Origin of the sequence: Desulfobacter hydrogenophilus, from assembly GCF_004319545.1 — a bacterium.
Taxonomy (GTDB): domain Bacteria; phylum Desulfobacterota; class Desulfobacteria; order Desulfobacterales; family Desulfobacteraceae; genus Desulfobacter; species Desulfobacter hydrogenophilus.
Genome location: NZ_CP036313.1, coordinates 1,747,822 through 1,773,662 on the forward strand (window position 1 = coordinate 1,747,822; position 25,841 = coordinate 1,773,662).

The following is a 25,841-nucleotide window of genomic DNA, read 5'->3' on the forward strand; positions in this document are numbered from 1 at the left end:
TCCTTTAATGACCGTTATCAACCTGAGGCAAATGAAAAGAAATCAAACCGGGGTCATCACTTCGGTCAAAGCGCAAGGCGAAATGGGCCGCCGTATAAGGGATATGGGTATTGTTCCAGGAAAGGAGATCACCATCCAGGGCCGGGCTCCGCTTTATGATCCGGTGGCATTGCGGATTATGGGATTCACGTTGAGTTTAAGAAACAATGAAGCCGATTATATCCAGGTGGAGGTGGAATAAAATGAGCGTCGTCATTGCCCTTGCAGGGAATCCAAACGCGGGGAAAACAACCCTTTTCAACGAATTGACAGGTGCTCGCCAGCAGGTGGGCAACTACCCCGGGGTCACGGTTGAAAAAAAACAGGGAATCTGCGTTTCCGAAGCCGGTACCTTTGAAATCATAGACCTTCCCGGCACCTATTCCCTGACCGCCTATTCCCTGGAAGAGGTGGTGGCAAGGGACTATCTGGTCAATGAAAAACCTGACATGGTCGTTAATATTGTGGATGCCTCAAACCTGGAACGTAACCTTTACCTGTCTGTGCAGTTTATGGAAATGGGCATTCCGGTCTGCCTGGCCTTAAACATGATGGATGTGGCTCAAAAAAGAGGCATAGAAATTGATGTTGACAGATTGTCCGAGCTTTTGGGTATTCCTGTGGTGCCCATGGTGGCAAGGACAGGCAAAGGCAAAAAAGAGCTGCTGGCGCAGGTCGCAAAGGGGATTGACAAACCTGCCTCGCCTTTGTTTATTTCCTATGGCCAGGACATTGACAAAGCCCTGGATGAAATGGAAGAAATTATAGAGGAAAACCACTTTTTAACAGACATCTATCCCGCTCGCTGGGTGGGCCTTAAATATTTTGAAAACGATACTCAGATTCTTGAGCTTGGTGCCACCCGAGATCAAGAAACAGCCGACAAACTTATGGACATTGGGGAAAAACTCCAGCGCCATATGTCTGCGACCCTTGACGTCCATCCCGAAGGTATGATTGCCGATCAGCGATACGGATTTATCAACTCCGTACTCAAACAGAATGTGATCCGGTTCGCTTACGACCGTAACCGGCTCCAGCGTTCGGACCAGATCGATAAGGTGCTGACAAATCGGTTTTTAGGACCCTTGATTATGGTGGGGGTGCTGGCAGCCCTGTACCAGTTTACCTTTACCTACAGTGCCTTGCCGGTTGAATGGGTTGATGGGATTTTTGGCTGGATCAGCGGTGTGACGGATGCGGTTCTACCCGACGGCCTGCTCAAATCCATGATCGTCTCCGGAATCATTGATGGTGTGGGCGGTGTCATGGGGTTTGTGCCGTTGATTATGTTCATGTTTTTAGGCATCTCGTTTATTGAGGATTCAGGATACCTGGCCAGAATGGCCTTTATGCTGGACCGGGTATTTCGGATATTTGGGCTTCACGGCAGTTCGGTCATGGCATTTATCGTTTCCGGGGGTATTGCCGGCGGATGTGCTGTGCCCGGCGTTATGGCGGCCCGGACCCTGAAATCTCCCCGGGAACGGCTGGCCACACTTCTAACCGTGCCGTTCATGAACTGCGGTGCCAAACTGCCGGTGTATGCCCTGCTGATCGCAGCCTTTTTTCCCAAAAAACAGGCCATGATCATGGTTCTTCTTACTCTTATTTCCTGGATCGGCGCCCTTCTGGTGGCAAAATTGTTGAGAACCACAGTGATTCGGGGTGAATCCACCCCCTTTGTCATGGAACTGCCCCCTTATCGTTTTCCCACGCTTAAGGGCCTTTGGATCCACACGTGGGAAAGGACCTGGCAGTATATGAAAAAAGCCGGGACCGTCATCCTGGGTATCTCCATTCTCCTTTGGGCCATGATGACCTTTCCCGGGCTGGATGACACCACCACGGCGCAATTTGAATCCCGGCGTACAGCTATTACCGATGCAGTTACGGCAGACGTTTTAAAGGAAATTGAAACCGTCGATAACGCCGCGGAGCTTTCCCCTGAAGCCCGGAAGTTAAAGGATGCCCTGGCCGGTATTGACGGTCAGCAAGCCCAGACCAGACTGGAAAACTCTGTTGCAGGCAGAATGGGTAAAGCCCTTGAAAAAATTTCTTACCTGGCCGGATTTGACTGGCGGACCAATATCGCCCTTGTGGGTGGTTTTGCTGCCAAGGAGGTGGTGGTCTCCACATTGGGAACTGCTTATTCCCTTGGGGATGTGGACCCTGAAAGCACAGACTCCCTGGGAGAACGGCTTGCCAAAGCCCCTGGATGGGGGCCTGTAACCGCTTTTGCCCTGATGATTTTTACGATTTTTTACGCCCCCTGTTTTGTTACCGTTGTATGCATTGCCCGGGAAACCGGATCATGGAAATGGGCGGCGTTTTCAGTGGGATTTAATACCGTCCTGGCCTTTGTGTTGTCGGTGTTGACCTACCAGGTCGGTTCCCTGCTCGTTAATTAAAAAAATACAAGCTCCCGGGAAACTGAAACTACCCGGGAAGGAGGAAGAAATGGGAAATATTCTGGTTGGACTGATTGTGGCCATAGCTCTGTTTTATACGATAAAAAGAATGATCAATGCGTTTAAAGGACAGTCTTCGTGCAGTTGCGGATGCGAAGGGTGTACGCCCAACCCGGAGAAGAACTGCTGCAACCCCAAAGAGGGTTCGGACACTGACCCGCCGGTCATAAAATAACCGGAAACGAATAATGGATACCCCAGGCGCGTTTACTGCAAAAATATACGATCCAATCCTCTATTTTGCCCTGAAAAATATCCGGCAGGATATAATCCGGCTGATCCCGGACTATGACGCACGCATCCTGGATCTGTGCTGCGGCACAGGTGATCAGCTGAAACGATTGGCCGATGCCGGTTTCAGCAATTTAACCGGTGTGGATGTATCCCCGGACATGCTCAAGGTCGCCGGAAAAGGCAACAAAATTGCCACGCTGCTGACGTGCGATGTCCAGCACACAGGACTGCCGGGTGCAAATTTTGACATCATCATTATTTCCCTTGCCGTACATGAAAAACCTGCCCATGTGCAAAATAATATGCTGGCCGAGGCCAAGCGTCTGTTGGCGCCTGGTGGGCAACTTATTCTGGTTGATTTTTCTCTGGATGATCAGGCCAAGATGACCAGCAGGATTGCTGCAACCATGATTGAACGCCTGGCCGGCAAAACCCACTATCGACATTTTAAAGCCTATGTAAACAACGGCGGTATGCCCCCTGTTATCCAAGAATTTTTTAAAATCAAGCAACAGATCCGGCACGCCCGGGGTGTCATCAGCATCTGGATGGTGACGGGAAAAGAACGGAGATGAATTGGAAAGCTGGTCAACCTATCTATTGAAATGTTCCGATTCCTCTTTGTATTGCGGTGTCACAAATGATCTGGAAAAACGCCTGGCAAGTCACAATCAGGGTACTGCGTCAAAATATACCCGGTCCCGAATCCCGGTGACACTTGCAGCCGTTCGGCATAAGCTGTCTAAGTCCGAGGCACACAAATTAGAATATATGATTAAAAAGACCCGGACAGACAAAAAAATTAAAACGTTATTAGATTGGGATTTCAGTAATGAAAGCGGTTAAAATACCCTATGACCAATTAAGCCCTGACGCCCTTGTCGGTGTTGTTGAAGAGTTCGTCACCCGTGACGGTACCGATTACGGGGAGTGTGAAGTGCCCCTGGAGACTAAAATAAACCAGGTTATGGATCAGCTTCGAAACGGAGACGCCGTTCTTCTTTTTGATGCGGAATCGGAAACCTGTAATATCTTCAGGGCCAATGATCCTATCTTGAAATTTGTAAAGTAGAAATATTAAAGGCGGGATAAAGAATCCCCCGCCTTCTCCTTGATTTTTTTTCGTTCAAACCCTATTTATAATCGTAAAATCCTTTGCCGGTCTTGCGCCCTAACCAGCCGGCTTCCACGTATCTTCTCAACAGCGGGCAGGGTCTGTATTTTGAGTCTTTGAATCCGTCATACAGGGTTTCCATGATGGCAAGGCAGGTGTCCAGGCCAATGAGGTCGGCAAGGGTCAACGGCCCCATGGGATGGGCCATACCAAGCTTCATGACCGTATCAATGTCCTCTTTGGTGCCGACGCTCTGGTAGAGACAGAAAACAGCCTCATTGATCATAGGCATCAGGATCCGGTTGGCAATGAACCCGGGATAATCATTGGCTTCCGCCGGGACTTTGCCGAATTTTTTAGATAGATCCCAGGTCACGTTAAAGGTCTCTTTGGAAGTGGCAATCCCCTTGATGACCTCCACAAGTTTCATCATGGGTACAGGGTTCATGAAGTGCATGCCGATTACCTTGTCCGGCCGGGAGGTCTGGGCGGCGATGCTGCCGATGGGTATGGATGAGGTGTTGCTGGCCAGGATCACGTTCCCAGGGCAGGCCTCATCCAGGTCTCTGAATATTTGAAATTTCAGGTCTTGGCGTTCCACGGCTGCTTCCACCACGAAATCAGCTTTGGCCATATCCTTCAAATCCGTGGTGGTGGTTATCCTGGCAAGGGTGGTATCCTTATCAGCCTGGGTTATTTTTTCTTTTTTTAATAAACGATCCAGGGAGCCTGCAATTGTCGCAAGACCTTTTTCGCAGAACGCTTCTTTAATATCGCTCATGATTACATTCATCCCTGCCGCAGCAGCTACCTGGGCAATGCCGTTGCCCATCTGACCGGAACCAACAACACCAAAGGTTTTTACTTCCATTGTCCTGTTCTCCTATGCATTCAACTTGAAAAAAATTTTTTATTTAGGACAGGCACTATTTAGTGCCTGAACAAAAACCCGTGTTTGAACGGCTCGTTAGAGGCACTTAAGCTTCTCTAACGAGCCGTTCAAACACTACCTACCGATTGACAACCAGTGCCACCGCCTCCCCGCCACCCAAACACAGCGAAGCAAGACCGGTTTTCACATCTCTTTTGGCCATTTCATACAATAGCGTGGTCAGAACCCTTGTTCCGGAGGCACCGATGGGATGGCCCAAAGACACAGAACCGCCGTTCACGTTCACTTTTTCCGGGTCCAGTTCCAGGACCTTGTTAATGCCGGTTGAGGTGCCGGCAAAGGCTTCGTTGATCTCAAAAAGGCCCACGTCATTCACGCTGATGCCCTGCTTTTTTAACACCTTGGGAATGGCGTAAATGGGTGCCATGAGCACATATTTCATATCAATACCATAGGATGCCTGGGCACCAATTTCAGCCATGATCGTGCAGCCCAGCGCCTTTGCTTTTGATTCGCTCATGACGATCACGGCGCTTGCGCCATCGGAGATGATGGAGGCATTGCCTGCGGTGCCCACGCCATCTTTTTTAAAAGCAGGCTTCATTTTGGACAAAAACTCAAAGCTTGTCTCCTTGGGGCATTCGTCCGTATCAAAAATTTTGGGATCACCCTTTCTCTGGGGGATTGAAACGGGCATAATCTCATCTTTAAATCGTCCCTGGGCCACAGCCTTGTTGGCTCTTTCATAGGACTGGGCCGCAAATCGATCCTGGTCCTCACGCGTTACATCCCAGCGCTCGGAGCAAAGCTCATTGGACATGCCCATGTGAAAATCATTGACAACGTCCCACAGACCGTCATGGACCATATGGTCGTCAATGCGGCCCGGCCCCATGCGATGCCCCCATCTGGCCTTGTCCATATAATAGGGCGCCATGCTCATGGTCTCCATGCCGCCGGCCACCACCACATCAGCATCGCCGCACTGGATGGCCTGGGCGGCCAGCATAACGGCTTTAAGCGATGATCCGCACACTTTGTTTATGGTAATAGCTTCCACTTCCCAGGGCAGACCCGACTTAACCACCGCCTGTTTTCCCGGATTCTGGCCGTACCCGCAGGGCAGAACCATACCCATGATGCATTCATCCACCACGGCATCCTCGATATCAGCACGTCGGATTGCTTCCCTGATTACAAGGCCCCCAAGTGTTGTGGCCCCGATGCCGCTTAATGAACCGCCAAAACTGCCTAAAGGGGTTCGGGTGGCACTGACGATTACTGCTTTATTCATTTTACGCTCCTTTATTTCTTTACCCTGTTTTTCTTGGGCCAAAACTCCAGGCATCCTATGAGCCTATGCTTCACGATCTTTTTTAAGTTAGTTCTGTATTACATATTTCGTTGATATTTTCCACCCACTTCATAAAAGGCAGGCGCAAAGCCCCTGCAGGATGGTCCGGATATGCTTCAATTGGATTTTTTTGGCAGTGCCGGAAAAGGCCCGAGGATAGGGAGAGAGACCTCGCGAAGGTCAGTCCTTTTAGTAAATAAGACCCAAAATAAAGTCTGTCTGGGTGGAAATGTACTGGTCTATAGTAAAATTTTTTTTAAGATACCACCGCCGAAAGGCCCACATATGACCGAGCACTGAAATGTTGTGCCCTACCAGACTGCATGTTTTTTCATCCAGGTAGGGGAACTCATTTTTTCCGGACAGCCGGGTCAGAGCCGTAACAAATGTATTGGAAATATCCAGTTCGGTTTCCAAAATCCTTTTTTTCCATTTATCCGGCAGAAATTGGGTGACCTGGTACATGAGCAGAACATGATCCGCCATTTTATCACACACAATAAAATACTGGCGAATGGCTGCAGCCAGTTGTGCCTTTTCGCAGACCCCACCGGACAGGGCCTCTTCTACTGCATTCTGTACCTCCTCGTGGATGGCGCTGCACACCAGATACAAAAGATCTTCCTTGGAGCTGATATACTCATATAAAGAGCCGATGGAAAAGCCGGCAGCCTTGGCAATCATCCGTGTAGTGGTATTGTGGTAACCATGTTCGATGGACAGATTGACCGTGGCATCAATGATCTGCTGACGTCGTTCACGGACAAGCTTCTCATTTTTTATTTGAGTTGGCACCTCTGCACCGGATGCAGGGTGCGCCTTTTGCCGGGCCATGGGTGCTCCTTAAGATGACCAAAAATATTCAAATCCTCCCGGGGCCGGACCAACCGTGTCCCCGGGAGGGAATATTATGGGGTATGCGTCATTGATGGATGAGCCTTAAATGCAGATATCAGGGCTCAGACGTAATACCGGTACCGGGCTGTGACGGAAAATTTTCTCAATGGTGCTGCCCAAAACAAATTTGACCGAGCGACTGTGACCTAAGGGGCCTAGAACCAGGGCGTCTGCCCTGAGATCTTTTGTGGCAGAAAGGATCTGCTCACAAGGGTCTCCCGAAACAATGGTGATATCAATCCCTGGCAAATCCCCAATGCCTGCCGCCTTTATTTGATCCTCAAGCCGGTCCCTTCGCCGTTGTTTGGCCTTGGGTAAAAATTGTTCTTCAGAAAAGGTGTTTTCAGGGATATAATGGGATTTAATCCAGGCAAGTTCCTTGGTGCCGATGCAATGGACCACATGAAGCTTTGCCCCTGTTGTTTTTGCAATCCATCCCGCCCGGGCCAGAATATGTTCGGTCCAGGGCGAAAAGTCCACCGCTGCTATAATGTTTTGCAGTTCTCCGGGTTCCGGCTGTTCGTTGCCTGAGTACATTCGCTTAAAGATATGTTTGTCCCTGACACTGAACAACGCCTTTTTGCAGTGACGGAATACAAATTCCGCTGCACTGCCGAACATGAAACTGGACAGATTGGAACGCCCTTTGTTGGCCATGACCACAAGGTCAGGATCGACCTCATCAATCATGCTGAGGATCTCTTCGGCAGGATATCCCATTTTGATACGGACATCGGTTTTGCCGTCGAATTTAGGATAATGTGTCCGGATCAGGTCCCTGATCTGGGCAATCCTGTGTTGTTTAAGTTCCTCCAAGTACTCCTTGGTGTCCTCCCTGCAGGGGTACATCATTCCGGCCATATACACCGGATTAACCTCGCGCAACGGGACAATGGAACAAATGGTGACTTTGATATCTGCCTGTCCGGCCAGCCCCAGGGCATAGCCCAGGGTCATGGATGAGTAATCTGACAGGTCAATACACGCCATAATGTGGTTGAACCGGTTCATTGTCTACTCCTGAATTTATAGAGACGTATACATTTTTTTGTGTCCATGACCAGAACGGATTAATCCTTTGTCTTTGTAATACGATTAGCGCCCGTTGAGGTAAAAAAAATGTTTTAAATTCATGGACAACTTTTTTATAGATTGTAGCACCTTCATATATGGTTGTATAGGCAACGGAATGGATTTTCAGATTGCCGATTAAAAATCAAAATGAAATGTTTATTAGCAATAAATTAACACATTGTTTTAATCAAATTCAAGTTATGAAAAAGACACCTGTCACCATCCGGAGGTAAAAAATTGTGGACTTGCCTATTTTTATAAATTAAAGTTTATGGTCGAGGGGGCGGAACCACTATGTATAAGGGGAAAGAAATATGACCGATTTTAACCCCAGCTCTTTGGCGGATTTGATGATTAAGGTTGCCTGGAAGGATCAGGGCTATTTTCATCAGGAATATTATTTTGCTAAAAATTTTAATTTTTACCGGGATGTTTTTCCCGGAACCTTGATGAAAACAGCGTGTGACGCATTGCACGATTCAAATACCTTCAGGGTTCATGTCGCGGAAGGCCGCCTGGTACCGCCTTATTCAGAAAATAAAGTTTTTTCTTTGCCGTTAAGCCGGGTGGACCTGGATGATAAACTCATTGTCGTTCCCAATCGCTTTTATCCACGCCAGATTTTAAAAGGGGTGCCCGGCATTTTTAAAGGAAATTTTATTCCCTTCCGGGTAGCCGGGATAAATGAGACCCATCTGACCGCGGATTTGAACCATCCTCTCAGCCTGAAAGAACTGGACCTTGAATTTTGTCTTTTAGATTCCCGTATCCGCTCCCGGGAGCGGGGCGGAGCATCTACGGACTGGCTGGAAATGGCCCTTGACGGGCCGGGGATTCAGGCCGCTGTTTTTAACGGTTTTGTCTGTGCCATGGATGCGCTGACTTTTGAGCGCAAAGACCCTGGCCGGGATGTAGATTTTTATTCGGTAGATCGGCTGCTTGGTCATCTTGACGACCAAGCTCATGAAAATTTAGTTGGAATTTATCAAGATTTTTTTGGCGATCATGATGCTGTTTTGGATCTGATGGCAGGCTGGCAGTCCCATTTGCCGGACAGGACCAGATTTTCAAAGGTATCCGGTTTAGGCATGAACCCTCATGAGATGGATAAAAACCCTTGTCTGACGGATTTTTTGGTCCATGATCTCAATGAATCTCCTGTGCTGCCATACGAAGATGCTGCGTTTGACCATGCCATTTGTTCTTTGTCCGTGGAATACCTGACCAGTCCTGTGGCTGTGTTTAAAGAAGTGGCCCGGGTTCTGAAACCAGGCGGCCGGTTTATTGTCTCTTTTTCCAATCGGTGGTTCCCGGAAAAGAGCATTTCCCTCTGGGAAAATCTTCATGAGTTTGAGCGGGTTGGACTGGTGATGGCATACTTTGCCGCATCCGGTTGTTTTAACGATTTTGAAACCCGGTCGGTCCGGGGATATCCACGGCCCTTTGACGATCCGCATATCAATAAAACCCATATGTCCGATCCGATTTATGCCGTTGCCGGGACCGTAATTTAAGGGATTTTGAAAAGATACCACAAATTTTGCGCCGAATTTTTATTTGTATTTAAGGCGCGTGAACTCAAAGCCACTGAATGCGGCAATGGCCCGATTCTTTGCAGGCGGTGATGCTTGGGCGAACGGCTGCCATGTCGAAACCATAGGGGACTTAGAGATACTCTTTGTGTCGGTCCTGGATTTGGGGATTTCCAATGACTTGATGCTTTTGTTAAAATCATATAATATACTTGCTTCCACGTCGTGTTCAAAAGGGCCTGTAACCATGGTCCGGGGCAAAGAATTCTTTAACGTTGGGGTATTCCGGAAGATAAAAGGGCAATAGTATCCTTACAGATGTTGCATATATTACACCTGAGATACTATCCGGCACCTTATTGCGCCGTCTTTTCATGCAAGAAGTACATTGTATTACAGGTAAGACTTAAATGAGCGATAAACCCAGTTACGAAATGCTTGAGCAACAGATCAAACGACTGGAAACCTCCATCCAGGGCGCCCGCCGGGCAGAATTGATCAATAGAACGCTGTTTTATATTGCCTCCGATTTGACCACCTGCGGTTCCCTTGCGGATCTGTATGCCTCCATATACAAACGGGTCTCGGGTCTTATGGATATCCCCAATTTTTTTATAGCCATTTATCATAAAGAGCAAAAAGCCATACAGTACGTATTTCGCAGGGACGCGCAGTCAGATTTTTCTCCTGAGTGGATATACAATTTTTCTGTAAAGCCTTCGTTGACCGGTGATGTAATTATAAACAAAGCGCCGTTACTTCTGGATGAACACCAGCTTATGGATCTTGGAGCCAAAGGCAGGGTTATGGGGCGACTGCCTAAAAATTGGCTGGGTATTCCGTTGATGGTCAAGGGCGAAGTGATCGGCGTGATGGCGGTAAAAAGTTATACCAATGCCGTCAAATACAATGAAGGGCATGTGGAACTGCTCAGTTTTGTTTCGGACACCATTGCCACGGCTATTAAAAAAAAGCAGACGGAGAATGAGCTCAGCAAAGCCAAAGAGCGCCTGATCCGTAGTCAGAAGCTTGAAGCCATTGCCACATTGGCAGGCGGCATTGCCCATGATTTTAATAACACCCTCTCCGTCACGCTTGGTAATATCAATCTGGCACAGATGGCAGCGGTAAGCGGGACCATCAGAGGATACCTGGATGACGCAGAACAATCGGTTCTCCAGGCAAAAAATTTGGCTTCTAAATTTGTAATTTTTTCAAGCAGCAGTACCGTGGGCATTAAAAACCACATTAACCTGACAGGATTTATTACCGTCACCCTTGATCAACTGAAACAGGAAAAAAATATTTTGTCCCGGCTTGAGGTCTTTGACCTGCCTCCTGTCATCGAAGCTGACAGCGAAGCCCTCAATGAAGCGCTGAAGAATGTTATCATCAATGCATCAGAAGCCATGGACAATAAATATCCGGTAAAGATAACAGCACAACTTTATCCCAAAAGAAAAGGTATGATTGTCATATCAATCACAGACCAGGGCAGAGGAATCAAGTCGGATCATTTAGAAAAAATTTTTAATCCCTATTTTTCCACCAAACCTAAAGGGGGGAATCGGGGAACCGGGCTCGGACTTTCCATTGTCTGGGCCATTGTGAAAAACCACCAGGGCAATATCCAGATTCGCTCCACCCTGGGGCAGGGCACTTGTGTGGATATCATTCTGCCCATTTTCCCAAAAGATACAGCCAAAGAAAACCTTAAGCCCAAAGCGGTGGAAGCCAAGGCAGTACGACCTGCCAGGGTGGCAACCCGAAAACCCCTTGTCCTGTGTATGGATGACGACGCCATGATTCTGGAAATCACGGAAATAATTCTTACCCAGCTGGGTTACGAGCCTGTCCTTGCAAAATCCGGTGAAGAGGCGGTGGAAAAATATCAGGCCTGTCTTGTGGAAGGTAAAATTATCGGCAAGGTGATCCTTGACCTTGAAGTGAAGCATGGCATGGGAGGCGAAGAGACCATGGAAAAGCTGCTGGCACTGAATCCTGGAATTAAGGGTATTGTGGCTTCTGGTTATCCCAATGATGCGGTCATGGAAAACTATGCTTTTTTCGGATTTTCTGCGGCACTATCCAAGCCCTTTTCCATCATGGCGCTGAAACAGGCTCTTGAAAATCTGTAAAACAGCCATGGGGGTGAGCTGGGCTATTGATATCCAGGTCCAACCCACAACAAAACATGAAAGTCCCTTAACAACTGATTGGGACTTTCATAACAATACAGGAAACAAAAGGTTTGTTATTTCCGCCGGATTTTTACTGAATTGGCATGGGCATCCAGGGCTTCGGTCCGGGCCAGGGTGATCACATCATCTGCTTCCTTTTCAAAGGCGGCTTTGGAATAATGGATCAGGCTGGTTTTCTTGGTAAAATGGGAAACGCTCAAGGCAGATGAAAACCGGGCCGTTCCTGCTGTGGGCAGCACATGGTTGGGGCCTGCAATATAGTCGCCCATGGGTTCGGGGGTGTACGGTCCCAGGAACAGGGCCCCTGCATTTTGAATTCTGTCAATATAATCAAAAGGCGACTCCACGATGATTTCAAGGTGTTCCGGTGCCAGGCGGTTGGACAAGTCGATGGCCGTATCAATATCGGGTACCACCAGAATGGCGCCAAAATTATTGATGGCCGGTCCGGCAATATCCTTGCGGGTCAGGGCATTTAGCTGGGGTTCAAGTGCGGTAGAGACTTTTTGCGCCAGATCTTGGGAATCGGTCACCAGTACAGCCGATGCCAGCACATCATGCTCGGCCTGGGAAAGCAAGTCTGCGGCAATGCATTCCGGGTCTGCGGTTTTATCTGCAATGATCAGAATTTCGCTGGGACCTGCAATCATATCGATACCAACGGTTCCGGAAACAATTTTCTTGGCAAGGGCGACATAAATATTTCCCGGACCCACAATCACATCAACCTTGGGCACCTGGGCCGTTCCGTAAGCCAATGCGCCAATGGCCCAGGCAGAACCTGCTTTGAACACAGAATCAATGCCCACGGCCCGGGCTGCCGCAAGAAGGTGGGGATTGATTTTTCCGTTAGCCATGGGCGGGGTCATCAAAGAGATTGATTTTACACCCGCCACCTTGGCCGGAATTCCTCCCATGAGCACAGACGAGACTAAGGGGGTTTTACCGCCCTTGGCCCCGGGGGCATAGATACCTGCCGCAGCCACAGGTCGGACCATCTGACCCACCATCACTCCGTTTCTGGGGGTGTCCATCCATGAATTTTCCCTTTGTCGGCTGTGAAAAGTGGTGAGCTGTTCGACGGCCCGGTCAAGGGCCTTTAAAAACTGCGGGGTCATCTGCTCCAGGGCATCTTCAAACTCCTGTTCCGTCACCTTAAAGGTATCCAAGGTAACAGCCGGGGAGTCAAACTTGTTGGTGTATTCGATGAGTGCCTCATCACCTCTTTTTTTAACATCATCTAAAAATGCCTGGACATTCTCCTGGTCTTCCCTGGAAAACCCTAAGCCTCTGTCTATGGTATCCTGGACCCTTTTTTCCGCTTCCGGGGACGGGTAATTAAATATTTTCATGGTTGTCTCTTTAACTTATGTTTATTTTCGGCCAAAAAGCTGTTTCCATATTTCAAAATAAAAGAATAGGGCCGCTTGATAAAAAAAATAATATATATATCAATTTTTAACACAGAAAACCAATGTCAAGTCCAATGGGTTTAAAAAATATTGAAACAGGACCGGGATATGGTTTCTGGTCTATGGCTAAAATAAAATTAACTTGCTGTTATGTTAAGTTAATTTTCCCATTGACACCAGCGGCCTTTATTATACCATTGTGCGGTTGACAAAAATGTCCCGGCAGTGCACCTTGCGGTCCTGTGCGTAAACTTTTTTAAGGAAAGAATTTTGTATATTTCTAAAAATATTGAATCCCTGAGGTACAGCGTAATACGGGAAATGAGTCAGGTCGCAGCCCAATATGAGAATGTCATCTCCCTTGGCATCGGCGAACCAGATTTTCATACCCCGGCCCCCATTATCGAGAAAGCCTTTGAAGATGCCCGTAAGGGCCATACCCATTACACCCACGCCAAAGGCGACCCACAGCTCATTGAAAAGTTGTCCGTTCGCCTGTCAAAGGACCTTGGCAAAATTGTTCCGCCTGAGTGCATCATAATTACTCACGGCGCCATGAACGGCCTTGCCAATGCTTTCAGGACCCTTATGGATCCAGGAGATGAAATCATTGTCATCGAACCCCATTTCCCGGATTACCTGGCCCACATCACCCTGGCCCATGCCGTGCCTAAGTATGTGCCTTCGGGATTTGATAAAGGTTTTTTACCGGATCCGGCAGACATTGAAGCGGCCATCACAACGGAAACAAAAATTATTTTGATCAACTCGCCAAATAATCCCACAGGTACGGTTGTTCCCAAACGCCTTCTGGAAGAGATCTCTGACATTGCCAAAGCCCACGATCTTTGCGTGGTGTCTGATGAGGTGTATGACCGAATTTCATTTGAAGGCCGGGCCGCATCCATATATAGCTGTCCGGGGATGGAAAACCATGCCCTTGTAATTAATTCTTTTTCCAAAACCTATGCCATGACAGGATGGCGGGTGGGATTTGCCTATGGGCCTCAACCTGTGATTGATCAGATGGTAAAAGTGGGCAACTACGCCATGGCTTGCGCCTGCAGTGTGAGCCAGCGGGCAGCCATTGCAGCCCTGGATACGCCTGATGAGGTGATCAAAGAGATGTCTGATACCTTTGAACAGCGGGTGGAACTGGTCTGTTCGCGGCTTGAGGCCATGCCCGGGGTCCGGGTCAGGCGCCCCAAAGGCAGTTTTTACGTATTTGCCGATATCTCCAGCATCACCAACCAATCCAGACAGTTTGCCCTGGATCTGATAAAAGAGGAAAAAGTCGTGGTGGTACCCGGGTATCCATTCGGGCTATCCTGTGAGGGGTGTATCCGCATTGCCTGCACCATAAACAGCGAACAACTTTGTGAGGCCATGGATCGTCTGGAGCGGTTTCTTGCTGTAAGAAGACACTAAGGCCCAAGTTCAAAATAAAACCTTCCATATGGTTTGCCTTTTCATTCGTCTTCTTCGTTGTGTCAATGGGTACATATATTTAATATGCTCCCATTGCCACGCCTTGAATACGAACGAAAATTCTAAATCATATTTTGGAATGTTTTATTCCGATCATGGGCCTAACTTTAAGTTGCCCTAACTTACCATTCCCAGTGTTAATGATTCTGATTAGACTAATTTTGATCATTTGATCAAAAAATCTCTTGACACATGCTTTGTTTGGATTTATATTTTTGGTCAAATGACCATAACAAGGAGACCCATGCCAAGACCCAAGCGACCTAGATGTATTTCATCCAAACCGGCCATTAAAGGGTTTAAGCCCAGAGGAACAGTGGAGACCGGAGAGGTCATCCTTTCCCTGGAAGAATTTGAAGCCCTCAAACTCATAGATTATGAGGGCATGGACCAGTCTGGAGCCGCGCAGGTTATGGATGTTTCCCGACAAACCGTTGGAAGGGTTCTTAAAACCGCCCGCCATAAAATCGCTGAAGCGCTGGTGACAGCCAAACGGCTCACCGTCCAAGGCGGTTGCTATGAGATGCGGGGACGGGGACAGGGCCGAGGTTGGCGGCATGGGTGCAGAAAACCGCAAGGACTTTAGAGGAGGTGATTCCATGAATAAAGGACAGAATAAAGCTGGTGGCCGGTGCAACGGCCAAGGCGGAAAAGGAAATTTTGCAGGCCAGGGCAGATGCCAGGGTGGTCCCGGAAGATGCGGGGCCGGTGTAGGCCAGGGCAAAAAAGGCCGGGGCCAGGGCGGACAGTCCAGGTAATTACAAACCTACCAAGCGGCCGGCGTAACCCGGCCGCTTCTCGGTACCTTTATAACGGAGATTATGACCATGAACAGCGAAGACACCCTTTCCGAAAGCCTTGAAGACTATCTTGAAGTCATACTGGAACTTCAGACCATGAATACGGTTGCCCGATCAAAAGATATTGCCGAAAAACTGAATATTAAATGCGGGTCCGTTACAGGTACCCTTAAAAAATTGGCTGATCGGAAACTCATAAATTATGAACCTTACGGCTATATCACCTTGACCTCCAAAGGGGAGAAAATCGCAAAAGAGGTTACAACCCGTCATAATGTGTTTAAGCATTTTTTATTCAAACATGTGGAGCTTGATGAAACTATTGCAGAACAAACCGCATGCCGTATGGAACATGCCATGAACCATAAAAACTTTATGAAATTTAAGGCGTTTGTTACAAAACTGGATGCCTGATAGTCAAGCATCATCTTTTCTATAGTTTTCAAAGCAGGCAGTTGTGATGGACTTTTATTCCTTAAATCAGAAACAGGCTTAACTGAGGCCAGTAGGTGATGATCAGTACTGACAGCAGCAGCACGAGCATGAACGGGATTGTGGCCCGGTAAATTTCATCAATGGGTTTCTTGAACCGGTAACCTGCAATGAACAGGTTCATGCCCACAGGCGGGGTGAAGTATCCGATCTGCATGTTCGCCAGAAAGATAATCCCTAAATGGACCGGATGTATCCCGTATTTCAGGGCCACGGGCAGCATGAGCGGAACCATGATAATGATGGCTGAAAAAATATCAAGCATGGCGCCCAGGATCAGCAGGAAGATATTGAGCAGAATGAGAAATACAAGTTTGCTGGCTACAAAAGTTTCGCAGAATTTAAACAACTTCATGGGCGCTTCGGCATCAATGAGATAGTTGGTCAGAGCTAAAGATACCCCTAAGATGAGCAGGATACCACCCACCATGACCATGGACTCCCGGATAATGCCGGGCAGTTTTTTTAACGCAATTTCCCGGTAGATCAGTACTTCCACCACCAGTACATACATGGCCGTTACCGCAGCTGCCTCGGATACGGCAAAATATCCAGAATAGATCCCGAAGAATACAAACAGGGGCAGAGGCACCTCCCAGCCCGCGGCCTTAAGGGCCGAAAAGCAGTTTTTAACAGAAAATCGGGTTAACGGCACCTGATTTCCCCGGTTGGCCCAAACGCTCCAGATGGACAGCATCACAATCATAAGAAGTGCCGGGAACAGACCGGCCAGGAAAAGGTTTTCAATGGAGACCTGTTCACCCCCGCTCATCTGCTGGGCAATGATGCCGTAAAGAATCAGGGGTAAAGACGGGGGCAGCAAAAGTCCAAGACTGCCCGAAGTGGTCACCAGCCCCAGGCTGAAATGGTCCGTATATCCGGCCTGGGTCAGGGCCGGGTACAAAAGCGCGCCCATGGCCACAATGGTCACCCCGGATGCTCCGGTAAATGCCGTGAACAGCGCGCATACCACAAAGGCCACAATGGCAAGCCCGCCGGGTATCCATCCCAGAAAGGCCTGGGTCAGCGTCACAAGCCGCTGGGAGGTATTGCTCTCCCCAAGGAGATACCCGGCAAAGGTGAACAAAGGCAGGGCCAGCAGGATAGGGGTATCCGCAATCCGGTATAACTCAATGGCCATAACTGATAAATCAATTTCAGACAGGTGAAATCCGTACATGGCTGCAGCAATGATCACCGTGAACAAAGGTGCGCCCATCAGGGCAAAAACAATGAGCAGACCGATAATTGTAAATGTCATGTTATGAATGTTTCACTCGATCATCAAGTTTTTAGAGAATTTGTTCAAATTCAAGGCGGAAACAATTTTTAACCGGAGGAATATACAATATATTTTGAGGCTTAACAAATTTTTTCCAATGCCGAAGTTGGGCAAATTAACAAAAAGTTGATCATCGAGTTTCAGGGATCGGGGGTAAATATTTTGATCAGATTTCCAAGAAAAAACAGGGCATATCTGATGGTAATAATACCGAATGCAACGGGAATTACAAGTTCACAGAGCCATACGGGTACCGAAAAAAATGCCAACATTCCGTCGGCCTTTTCCATGAGGACAAACCTTGCACTGTGTTGGGTCATCAACGCACAGATAATTGTTGTGAACAGGTAAATAAAAAGGTCTGTAAACCGTTTAAAGCCCGTGGTCAGATATTTGGATACAATATCAATGCTGATGTGATTATCTGTTCTTGAAGCCACCATGGCGCCGATGAGTCCCAGCCAGAGCACCAGCACGCGAACCAGAGGATCAGCCCAGACAATACCGGTATCAAAACCGTTTCTTAGAACGATCTGGAACACGACAAGACCGATTATGAGCAAAAGCAGGCTCACCAACAGGGCATCTTCGATTTTATGAAGAATGGAAATCACACGGGACATATCAGATACTTACCGTTTTTTTCACTGGTTTTTACGGTACTGCTCGAGCAACGCATCTATCTCGTCTGCCGGCGCTTTGGGCAGATCTCCGGCATTTATCATTTTTTGGGACGCTTTGGCCGCTGTTGCCATCCATTCATTCATTTGCTCCTGGGACGGGGTGATGAATTCAATCCCCTGTTTTTTTAAGGCTTCAATGGCTTTGACATTGTCCTGTCGGTTCAAGCGGTCTATCTCTTGAAGTGCCTGGTTCATAACGCCAGAAACGATTTTCTGGTCGTCCGGTGAGATTTTATTAAATGTTTTTTTATCTATGGCAAAAACGGCATAAACATAGAGCAATGGAATATTGGTAATGTACTTTATTTCCGTGTGCCATTGGAGCACAACAGCACCCACCGGGGAAGTCCCCACGGTGTCAATGAGCCCGGATTGCAACCCCGTGCGCACATCCGCCAGGGGCAGGGCAATGGGGGAGACGCCGAAACTGCTCACTGAATCCACAGACGCTTTATCATTGTCCGGCACCCATATTTTGCGGTTTTTAAGATCCCCGACAGATGTAATGGGCGATTTAGACATGATATATGCAAAACCGCCACCCATGAGGGTAAAACAGACAATCCCCCCATCACCAAGGCCATTGATGATGTAGGCATCCATGTGTCCTCGCACATAATCCACCTCTTCCTGGGATTTGAATTTCATGGGCTGGGCATAGATCTGATTGCCCTGGAAAAATGAGGACAGGCTGCCGGCCATGAACGCACCGCCCTGGAGCTGGTTAATGCGGATTTTGCGCAATACAGCCTTGTCATTTCCCATGACCCCGCCGGGATAGAATTTGAATTTGACACGATTATCCGTGACCTTGGCGACCTGGTTTGCGCCTTGGCGCATTTTTTCCATCCACATGGAACCTTCCGGTGAGATGGTGGCAATTTTTATGGTAACGGCTTGTGCGGATACACAAAAAACCGTGATCATCAGAATACAGAAAAATAATTGCAGAATAGATTTGTTAAGCATAATTGAATTTCTCTTTGGGTTTAAAAATAGTCGTCAGCTTCATCCAGAAGTTTTTTTGCCTGCTGCTGGGCATAGATGTTGATCAATGTATAGCCGTCTATGTTCGGGTCTGTTTCCATAACCTCGTTAAGCAGGTGATCGAAAAGCTGCCGGTCAAACATCATTTTGGCGTACAATTTTGCATAAACAACTTTTGTCATCAGATTTTTACCCCCGCAAATGGAAATAGCTTTTTCAAAATACTGTTTTCCCAGTTCGGGCTTCCCGCCTAACGCCGGGGGCAGAAAGGTGGCAAGGGTGCCTAAATACAAATAGGCACCCCCGTCCTTGTAGGTTTCATCCAGCTCAATGACCCGGTTCATAATGGCCTCGATTCTGGCAATGTCGACCAGAGCGTTGAAGTCATCTTTATGGGCCGTAATCCAGGAACCCCAAGCCTTCCCCAGGGTAAACAGATATGGCAGCTCCTTTTTTTCCATGGCATTTACAACGGCACTGAACTGCTCAAAGGGTTTTTGCTTTAAATCACAGGCATTGCTTTGGGCAAAGCAGACAGCGTTCAGGGCATAATTCAGGGCTTTATCTGCCAGTTTTTTTTTTCGCTCCCTGTCCGTGACAAACACATCTGAATAGGCAGTATAAAGCCGGGCACCTGAAGAGAGCATATCCGGGGAATCCGGGTCCTGGTCAATGAGGCTGTCAACCATAATCAGGTAAGCCGGCGCACCGGATTCCACCATGACCAGGTCATTATTGTTCAGGATACTTCTGGACAAAGAGGTCATCATGTTGGATTTTACTCCGCATCCCTGGACAAGGAGAGTCAGTCCCAAAGGCAGTATGCAGAAAATAATAAATTTGTATGCCCTTTTATTTAAATCAGAAGGCATAAGCGTTTATCCTCTATGTTCCCCTGTTCATATTGAATTCATAGGTAAAACATTTTTATTAGAAATTAATTAAATTGTATAATTTACGCACAGAAAGTATCTTTTTTTAAAGAAAAAATCAACCAGGCCCACTGTATCAATTTAAGGCAGGTTTAGATCATATAAAATTAAAAAGTATGGATATAATTGCTTTAAATCATGGTATAGTGGATTAAATTCATCACGTTCCAAAAAAATTAAAGATGATGCCTTTCAAAATGAGATCTGTTATGTTGCCGGAACAAAAATTTCTCCAGGTATGGACCGCAGTCCTGTTTTTTGTATTAATCCTTTCCGCCGCAGCTAAGGCTGCCGGGCCGGTGGTGCACATCATTCCCGTTTCCGGGACTGTCGAACCGGGCATGGCCGCATACCTCAAACGGGTGGTATCCTCCCTTGAAAAGGATGACACCGCCATTTTGGTTTTTGCCCTGGATACCTTTGGTGGAAGGGTGGATGCGGCCTTTGATATTGTGGAAACCATCTGCACCGTACCAAAGGAAAGAACCATTGCCTATGTGGAGAAAAGAGCCATTTCCGCAGGCGCACTGATTGCGCTTTCCGCCGGTACCCTGATCATGAAGGAAAATACCCTTATCGGTGACTGTGCCCCCATTATTCAGACCAGTGAAGGCCACAAGGAAGCCGGTGAGAAAACCCAGACCGTCCTCCGGGCACAGTTTCGCACCCTGGCCAAACGAAACAACTATTCTCAAGTGCTGGCCGAATCCATGGTGTCCAAATCCATGGAGGTCTATAAAATTACCCGGGGGGATCGTTCTGAATACATGGATAAAACGACCTTTCAGGAGCTTTCCGAAAAAGAAAAGGCAACGATCACCCGTAAATCAACGATTGTAAGCGAGGGTGAGCTTTTGACTATGGATGACAAGGAAGCTGCCGATCTAGGGTTTTCCCGTCAGAGTGTTGCTACCCTTGACCAGGCCCTTGAAATTATGGGGTACGGAGCGTCTCAAAAAATTCAGGTTACGGAAAACTGGTCGGAAACTTTTGTCAGATGGCTCCAGCCTTTTCTACCTATTCTCATGATTATAGGCATCGGTGCCGTATATACGGAGGTTAAGGCCCCGGGATTCGGTATTCCGGGCATTGTAGGCATTATTTGCCTGGGACTTGTGTTTTTTAACCAGTATCTGGTGGGACTTGCCGATTATACGGAAATTCTGGTATTTATCATTGGGTTTTTGCTTCTGGGCATGGAAATGTTTGTCTTGCCGGGATTCGGCATCGCCGGTATCAGCGCTATCATTGTCCTGGCCGCAGGCCTTGTGCTCTCTTTTCAGAATTTTGTGCTGCCCGATCCAAGCCTGCCTTGGCAGGGAGAGCTCATGATAAAAAATTTGGGACTGGTCATGGGCAGTGCCCTTGGCGCATTGCTGGTGTCAATGTCTGTGGTGCGTTTTGCGCTGCCCAAGCTGTCAAAGGTGATCAAGGGACCGTATCTGGATGCCACACTTCAGGACTCCCGTGCCGACTCCACGGAGGCCTTAGGTATTCGCGCCGGCGATGAGGGCATTTCCCTGACAACGTTGCGGCCTTCGGGCAAGGTCCGTATCAGGGATAGAAAAGTTGATGCCGTTACCCAGGGCGGTTTTATTGATCCCGGCACACCCGTCCGGGTGGCCCGGGTAACAGCGGGCCATGTAATTGTTGAAACGATTATGGAAAAGAGGGAAAAATGAACGCCTGGATCCTACCTTTGATTCTTCAGATCATGGGAATTTTTACCGTTGTTGCAGAAGTGTTTCTGCCGTCCCTGGGGCTTTTATCCATAACTGCTCTGGGACTTATCGGATACTCCCTTTTTCTTGTATTCAATGCCTTTCCCCTTTCGGTGTTTTATGCGGTCATAGGGGCAGATCTGATTCTACTTCCGGTGGCCTTTATTCTGGGATTTAAAGCGCTGGCGGTTTCTCCTTTGTCCCTAAAAAAAAAATTATCTGCATCCCAGGGTGTGGTTTCCCAGTCCCCGGATCTTAAAAATTACCTGGACTGCACCGGGCACAGCATCACAACCCTTCGCCCGTCCGGAACCGCTCTGATTGACGGTGTCCGTCTGGATGTGGTTACGGACGGAGAATTTATCGAGGCAGATACACCCTTAAGGGTCTGCAAGGTCACAGGGAATCAGGTGATCGTCCGCCGTGGGGAAAATGTTTGAATCTGTGGTCCTTAAAAGCTTTAAAACAATAACTTTAGAAAAAGGTGGTTTAACATGGAAATTATGTCCATTCTTCTAATCATTGCCGGCATCCTCGGCCTGGTGCTTGTTTACTTTGCATTTTCCTACCTTGGGCTTTGGGTCCAGGCCCTGGTGTCCGGTGCCCGGGTGGGGTTGTTCAACATTATTTTCATGCGGTTCAGAAAAGTGCCGCCTAAATTGATCGTGGAATCCAAGATCATGGCTGTGAAAGCCGGGATTGATATTGCCACAGACAGTCTTGAATCCCATTTCCTTGCCGGCGGCAATGTGTCCCGGGTGATCCAAGCACTGATTGCTGCGGACAAGGCCAATATTGATCTTCCCTTTAATCGGGCCGCTGCCATTGACCTTGCCGGCCGGGATGTGCTGGAAGCCGTACAGATGTCGGTTAACCCTAAAGTTATTGAAACGCCCATTGTGGCGGCCATGGCCAAGGACGGTATCCAACTCAAGGCTATTTCCAGGGTTACGGTGCGGGCCAATATTGATCGCCTGGTGGGCGGGGCCGGCGAAGAGACCATTCTGGCTCGTGTGGGCGAGGGCATTGTTACCACGATTGGTTCGGCTGTCACCCATAAACAGGTGCTGGAAAATCCGGATACCATTTCCAAAACCGTTTTAAGCAAGGGACTGGATGCAGGCACGGCCTACGAGATCCTCTCCATTGATATCGCTGACGTGGATGTGGGCAAAAATATTGGTGCTGAACTGGAAACCGACCGGGCCGAGGCAGACAAGAAGATTGCCCAGGCCAAGGCCGAGGAAAAACGGGCCATGGCTTTTGCCCAGGAACAGGAGATGAAGGCCCGGGTCCAGGAAATGCGGGCCAAGGTGGTGGAGGCCGAAGCCCAGGTACCCCTGGCCATGGCCGAGGCATTTAGAAGCGGCAATCTTGGGATTATGGACTATTATAAGATGCAGAATATCAGCGCCGACACCCGGATGAGGGATACCATTGCCACCCCTGATCAGCCTGAGGAACCTTTAAAATAACATCGAAAACAAGATCAGGATAACATTATGGACTTTGGTGATTTTATTACGTTGATCTTATTTCTGGTTTTTATTTTTGCGCCTTTTTTGAAAAGAAAAAAGAATGAAAAGGCGCAAAAACCAGACAAATCAAAACAGAGCGGATTTTCCCTTTTTGGAAAACTAAATGAGGTGCTTAAAGAGGCGGCCCGGGAAATGCATGCCCAGGCTGAGCAGGCCCGGAAAAAAGAGGCCTCCGGGCAGCGTAGACATCCCCGGGAGCTGAATGAGAACTCCTTTGAGCAAGGCCGGGAAGACGCCGTAAATCAGACCTTCTGGGATGAAATCGATGACAGGGACGATGTGGATTTTTATCCCGAGAACGCGGATGTCCAAGTCATCAAGCCGATTGAGTCTGTTAATGAAAACACTCTTTTTGTTTCCAGAAAAAAAGAACCCCACAGAAAAGCCGCCAAGATACCGGAAACAAGGGGGTCAAAATTTTTGAGGCACGATGCCATACAGACAAGTTGCCTTAGGGCTGGTCCAAGACGACTGCCCGCCCGGGCCCGGGGACTTCGGAAGGCCGTGATCTGGTCGGAGATCCTTGGAAAACCGGTTGCGTTAAAGGATTAGGATTCGTTCTGCCGGTATTGATGTTGAGCTTCATGCCGAAGATCATGATTCTCTATGCCCTGCCGGACAGCATCCAGTGCCTGAAAACCCTGGTATTCAAGCCTGGTTGGTGGTATAGCAAAATGAACGATATCACAATCAATACGGATGGCCTATGTCTGAAAAAAAGAAAATCTTGCTGGTGGAAGACCACCCCATTTTCAGGCTGGGCCTGGCGGAGTTGATTAATCAGGAAAGCGACTTAGCCGCATATGGCAGTGCCGGGGATGTTGAGCAGGCCATTGATGAAATAACTGATATATACCCGGACCTGATCATTGCGGATCTTTCCTTGAAGCAGTCTGACGGTCTTGATTTGGTCAAATATGTAAAACAGCATCACAGTCATATTCCCGTGCTGGTGCTTTCCATGCATGATGAATACCTTTATGCTCCCAGGGCCTTGTCTGCCGGAGCCCATGGCTACATCATGAAACAGGAAGCCGTGGAGTCCGTTGTTGAAGCCATTCATCTTCTGCTTGCCGGAAAAATTTATCTCAATGACAAAGTCAAAGAACATATTCTTTTGTCCATGGCCAATCCGCCGGAGGCGCAAGAAAAAAGCCCGTTTGACCGTTTAACCGACCGGGAGCTTCAGGTTTTCAAACTGATCGGCAGGGGTTTTTCAACCAGGGAAATTGCCGAGCGACTGTTTTTAAGTATCAAAACTATTGGTACCTACAGGGAACGTATTAAAAAAAAGCTTAATATTAAACATGCAAGCGAGTTGGTTCGCTGCGCAGTGCATTTTGAAAAAACAGGTCATATTGGTATTGTGGAGTAACGCCGATACGTTATTTTTTTTTCCGACGGCCTTTTTTCTTTTCCCACGCTTCATTTGCCAGGATCATTTCTCTGATATCTTTTGATGTTTCCGTGACCTCAACCGTAAATGCATATTCGTCCTTTGAAACGGTTATTTTTTCTATCTGTTTACCTAAAAAATTCTGGATTTGCGTTAACAGGTCCTTTTCCTGGCTGCTGCAAAATGATATGGCTTTTCCCTTGGATCGACCGCGACCGGTTCTGCCGACCCTGTGGACATACATTTCTTTTTGTTCTGGAAGGTCATAATTGACCACATAATCAACATTGGGGATATCAATGCCCCGGGCCGACACATCCGTGGCAATAAGTATCTTGTCATCACCTTGTTTGAAACGGGTCAAAACCGCCAGCCGCTGATCCTGATCTTTTTTACCATAAATGGTCAACGCGTCTATCTCTGCTCTTTCCAGGGCTTTGGCCACCCGTTCGGCCCGTACGGTGGTTCTGACAAAAACTAGGATTTTGCTTTCCGGGTTATCCCGGATGAATTTACGCAGAAAAAAGCGTTTATCGTCCATTTCCACAAAAATCACATAGTGGGATACATTTTTTGATACCGGATCTTCCGGCGAAATTTGGATGCGCACGGCAGAGGACCTGACCTGTGAATAGGCCAGCTTTTTAATGTTTTTGTCAATTGTAGCTGAAAAAAATAGGGTCTGGTGCCGTTGTTTTAAAAGTCGCTTGATACATTGGATATCATCAAAAAATCCTTTGGCCAGCATTTGATCCGCTTCGTCAAGGATTAAAATTTTAACCTGTCGGATATCAATGGCTTTCTGGCTGATCAGGTCAAACATACGGCCCGGGGTGGCAATGAGAATATCAACCCCTTTTATGAGTGTCTGAATCTGTTTATCCTGTTCAACCCCGCCGAAAACGGCAAAGGGTTTAACCTTTGTTTTGCGGCACAACCCCATAAAGACTTCATTTATCTGAACAGCAAGTTCCCTGGTGGGAACCATGATAATACTTTGGATGCCCGGTTTTTTTTTTGTTTTTTTTTCGTTCAAAACAGCATCTATAACAGGGACTGCAAACGCCACGGTTTTTCCGGTTCCCGTCTGTGCAATGGCCAGAACGTCTTCACCTTTTAATATGGAGGGAATGGCTTTGTACTGAATGTCTGTGGGCCTGATAAACCCCTGCGCTTCCAGGTTTTTTTTCAGGGTGCTGTTTATTGCATAGGTGTCAAATTTCATGTAGTTTTGCCTATCTTGGAGTTTACACTGGGTTGAAGCTATAAGATAACTGTTTAAGCCTAAAAAGAAAAGGGGCC

The 25,841-nt window shown here is 47.8% G+C and carries 27 protein-coding genes; 17 read left to right on the top strand and 10 right to left on the bottom strand.

Features of this window, described 5'->3' with window-relative positions; all coding sequences use genetic code 11:
* Positions 1-7: 7 nt before the first annotated feature.
* The 6 genes from EYB58_RS07465 to EYB58_RS07490 are packed head-to-tail and all read left to right on the top strand — an operon-like array spanning position 8 to position 3,816.
* The gene (locus tag EYB58_RS07465) at positions 8-241 is read left to right on the top strand and encodes a FeoA family protein (protein WP_020588331.1); all 234 of its coding nucleotides are present in this window, start codon (positions 8-10) and stop codon (positions 239-241) included.
* Between the two features lies 1 nt (position 242).
* Positions 243-2,450: a ferrous iron transport protein B gene (feoB, locus tag EYB58_RS07470; protein WP_111954365.1), complete on the top strand. Its 2,208-nt coding sequence runs from the start codon at positions 243-245 to the stop codon at positions 2,448-2,450.
* A 49-nt stretch (positions 2,451-2,499) separates the two neighbouring features.
* A complete protein-coding gene (locus EYB58_RS07475) occupies positions 2,500-2,685 on the top strand; it encodes a FeoB-associated Cys-rich membrane protein (RefSeq protein ID WP_111954367.1) in 186 nt (61 codons plus the stop codon).
* A 13-nt stretch (positions 2,686-2,698) separates the two neighbouring features.
* Positions 2,699-3,319 (top strand): class I SAM-dependent methyltransferase, encoded by a 621-nt coding sequence (locus EYB58_RS07480; protein ID WP_111954369.1) that lies wholly within the window; start codon positions 2,699-2,701, stop codon positions 3,317-3,319.
* Position 3,320: 1 nt separating this feature from the next.
* Positions 3,321-3,590 (top strand): GIY-YIG nuclease family protein, encoded by a 270-nt coding sequence (locus tag EYB58_RS07485; RefSeq protein ID WP_111954371.1) that lies wholly within the window; start codon positions 3,321-3,323, stop codon positions 3,588-3,590.
* Complete coding sequence (locus EYB58_RS07490) at positions 3,577-3,816, top strand: YheU family protein (RefSeq protein ID WP_111954373.1); 240 nt, start codon at positions 3,577-3,579, stop codon at positions 3,814-3,816. The genes EYB58_RS07485 and EYB58_RS07490 overlap by 14 nt, the downstream gene beginning before the upstream one ends.
* Positions 3,817-3,877: 61 nt before the next feature.
* On the opposite strand, the gene EYB58_RS07495 is transcribed toward EYB58_RS07490, so the two are convergent.
* The 4 genes from EYB58_RS07495 to EYB58_RS07510 form a co-directional block, all read right to left on the bottom strand.
* Positions 3,878-4,729 (bottom strand): 3-hydroxybutyryl-CoA dehydrogenase, encoded by an 852-nt coding sequence (locus EYB58_RS07495; protein ID WP_111954375.1) that lies wholly within the window; start codon positions 4,727-4,729, stop codon positions 3,878-3,880.
* Between the two features lie 139 nt (positions 4,730-4,868).
* Positions 4,869-6,044: an acetyl-CoA C-acetyltransferase gene (locus tag EYB58_RS07500; protein ID WP_111954564.1), complete on the bottom strand. Its 1,176-nt coding sequence runs from the start codon at positions 6,042-6,044 to the stop codon at positions 4,869-4,871.
* Positions 6,045-6,293: 249 nt separating this feature from the next.
* Positions 6,294-6,938 (bottom strand): TetR/AcrR family transcriptional regulator, encoded by a 645-nt coding sequence (locus EYB58_RS07505; RefSeq protein ID WP_111954377.1) that lies wholly within the window; start codon positions 6,936-6,938, stop codon positions 6,294-6,296.
* 105 nt (positions 6,939-7,043) lie between these two features.
* Positions 7,044-8,012, bottom strand: coding sequence for a universal stress protein (locus tag EYB58_RS07510; RefSeq protein WP_111954379.1), 969 nt, complete (start codon positions 8,010-8,012; stop codon positions 7,044-7,046).
* A 377-nt stretch (positions 8,013-8,389) separates the two neighbouring features.
* On the opposite strand from EYB58_RS07510, the gene EYB58_RS07515 reads away from it, so the two are divergent.
* Positions 8,390-9,589, top strand: coding sequence for a class I SAM-dependent methyltransferase (locus EYB58_RS07515; RefSeq protein ID WP_111954381.1), 1,200 nt, complete (start codon positions 8,390-8,392; stop codon positions 9,587-9,589).
* A gap of 428 nt (positions 9,590-10,017) precedes the next feature.
* On the top strand, positions 10,018-11,745 hold the full coding sequence (locus EYB58_RS07520) for a hybrid sensor histidine kinase/response regulator (RefSeq protein WP_111954385.1): 1,728 nt from the start codon (positions 10,018-10,020) through the stop codon (positions 11,743-11,745).
* A gap of 116 nt (positions 11,746-11,861) precedes the next feature.
* Here the strand turns inward: EYB58_RS07520 and hisD are convergent, their stop codons facing one another.
* Positions 11,862-13,160, bottom strand: coding sequence for a histidinol dehydrogenase (gene hisD / locus EYB58_RS07525; RefSeq protein WP_111954387.1), 1,299 nt, complete (start codon positions 13,158-13,160; stop codon positions 11,862-11,864).
* Between the two features lie 330 nt (positions 13,161-13,490).
* Here hisD and EYB58_RS07530 point away from each other — a divergent pair, with 330 nt between their 5' ends.
* The 4 genes from EYB58_RS07530 to EYB58_RS07540 all read left to right on the top strand — a co-directional run bounded on the left by EYB58_RS07530 (position 13,491) and on the right by EYB58_RS07540 (position 15,922).
* The gene (locus EYB58_RS07530; RefSeq protein ID WP_111954389.1) at positions 13,491-14,648 is read left to right on the top strand and encodes a pyridoxal phosphate-dependent aminotransferase; all 1,158 of its coding nucleotides are present in this window, start codon (positions 13,491-13,493) and stop codon (positions 14,646-14,648) included.
* Positions 14,649-14,952: 304 nt separating this feature from the next.
* A complete protein-coding gene (locus EYB58_RS07535; RefSeq protein ID WP_111954391.1) occupies positions 14,953-15,294 on the top strand; it encodes a DUF134 domain-containing protein in 342 nt (113 codons plus the stop codon).
* A 13-nt stretch (positions 15,295-15,307) separates the two neighbouring features.
* Positions 15,308-15,466 carry a hypothetical protein gene (locus tag EYB58_RS23110; RefSeq protein ID WP_163354305.1) on the top strand — a complete coding sequence of 53 codons (159 nt, stop codon included), beginning with the start codon at positions 15,308-15,310 and terminating at the stop codon, positions 15,464-15,466.
* A 69-nt stretch (positions 15,467-15,535) separates the two neighbouring features.
* On the top strand, positions 15,536-15,922 hold the full coding sequence (locus EYB58_RS07540; RefSeq protein ID WP_111954393.1) for a metal-dependent transcriptional regulator: 387 nt from the start codon (positions 15,536-15,538) through the stop codon (positions 15,920-15,922).
* 61 nt (positions 15,923-15,983) lie between these two features.
* On the opposite strand, the gene EYB58_RS07545 is transcribed toward EYB58_RS07540, so the two are convergent.
* The 4 genes from EYB58_RS07545 to EYB58_RS07560 form a co-directional block, all read right to left on the bottom strand.
* Entirely contained in the window at positions 15,984-17,261 is a 1,278-nt protein-coding gene (locus EYB58_RS07545; protein WP_111954395.1) for a TRAP transporter large permease, read from the bottom strand.
* 161 nt (positions 17,262-17,422) lie between these two features.
* Positions 17,423-17,905 (bottom strand): TRAP transporter small permease, encoded by a 483-nt coding sequence (locus EYB58_RS07550; protein ID WP_111954397.1) that lies wholly within the window; start codon positions 17,903-17,905, stop codon positions 17,423-17,425.
* A 21-nt stretch (positions 17,906-17,926) separates the two neighbouring features.
* Positions 17,927-18,934 (bottom strand): TRAP transporter substrate-binding protein, encoded by a 1,008-nt coding sequence (locus EYB58_RS07555; RefSeq protein ID WP_111954399.1) that lies wholly within the window; start codon positions 18,932-18,934, stop codon positions 17,927-17,929.
* A 20-nt stretch (positions 18,935-18,954) separates the two neighbouring features.
* Positions 18,955-19,824, bottom strand: a complete 870-nt coding sequence (locus EYB58_RS07560) for a TRAP transporter TatT component family protein (RefSeq protein ID WP_111954401.1) — start codon at positions 19,822-19,824, stop codon at positions 18,955-18,957.
* A gap of 257 nt (positions 19,825-20,081) precedes the next feature.
* On the opposite strand from EYB58_RS07560, the gene EYB58_RS07565 reads away from it, so the two are divergent.
* From EYB58_RS07565 to EYB58_RS07585, 5 genes are all read left to right on the top strand, one after another.
* Positions 20,082-21,566, top strand: coding sequence for an NfeD family protein (locus EYB58_RS07565; protein ID WP_242637589.1), 1,485 nt, complete (start codon positions 20,082-20,084; stop codon positions 21,564-21,566).
* On the top strand, positions 21,563-22,045 hold the full coding sequence (locus EYB58_RS07570; protein WP_111954405.1) for an NfeD family protein: 483 nt from the start codon (positions 21,563-21,565) through the stop codon (positions 22,043-22,045). The genes EYB58_RS07565 and EYB58_RS07570 overlap by 4 nt, the downstream gene beginning before the upstream one ends.
* Positions 22,046-22,099: 54 nt before the next feature.
* Positions 22,100-23,080: a flotillin-like protein FloA gene (gene floA, locus EYB58_RS07575; RefSeq protein WP_111954407.1), complete on the top strand. Its 981-nt coding sequence runs from the start codon at positions 22,100-22,102 to the stop codon at positions 23,078-23,080.
* 27 nt (positions 23,081-23,107) lie between these two features.
* A complete protein-coding gene (locus EYB58_RS07580; protein ID WP_111954409.1) occupies positions 23,108-23,695 on the top strand; it encodes a hypothetical protein in 588 nt (195 codons plus the stop codon).
* 154 nt (positions 23,696-23,849) lie between these two features.
* On the top strand, positions 23,850-24,518 hold the full coding sequence (locus tag EYB58_RS07585) for a response regulator transcription factor (protein WP_111954411.1): 669 nt from the start codon (positions 23,850-23,852) through the stop codon (positions 24,516-24,518).
* 10 nt (positions 24,519-24,528) lie between these two features.
* On the opposite strand, the gene EYB58_RS07590 is transcribed toward EYB58_RS07585, so the two are convergent.
* A complete protein-coding gene (locus tag EYB58_RS07590) occupies positions 24,529-25,764 on the bottom strand; it encodes a DEAD/DEAH box helicase (RefSeq protein ID WP_111954413.1) in 1,236 nt (411 codons plus the stop codon).
* Positions 25,765-25,841 lie beyond the last annotated feature (77 nt).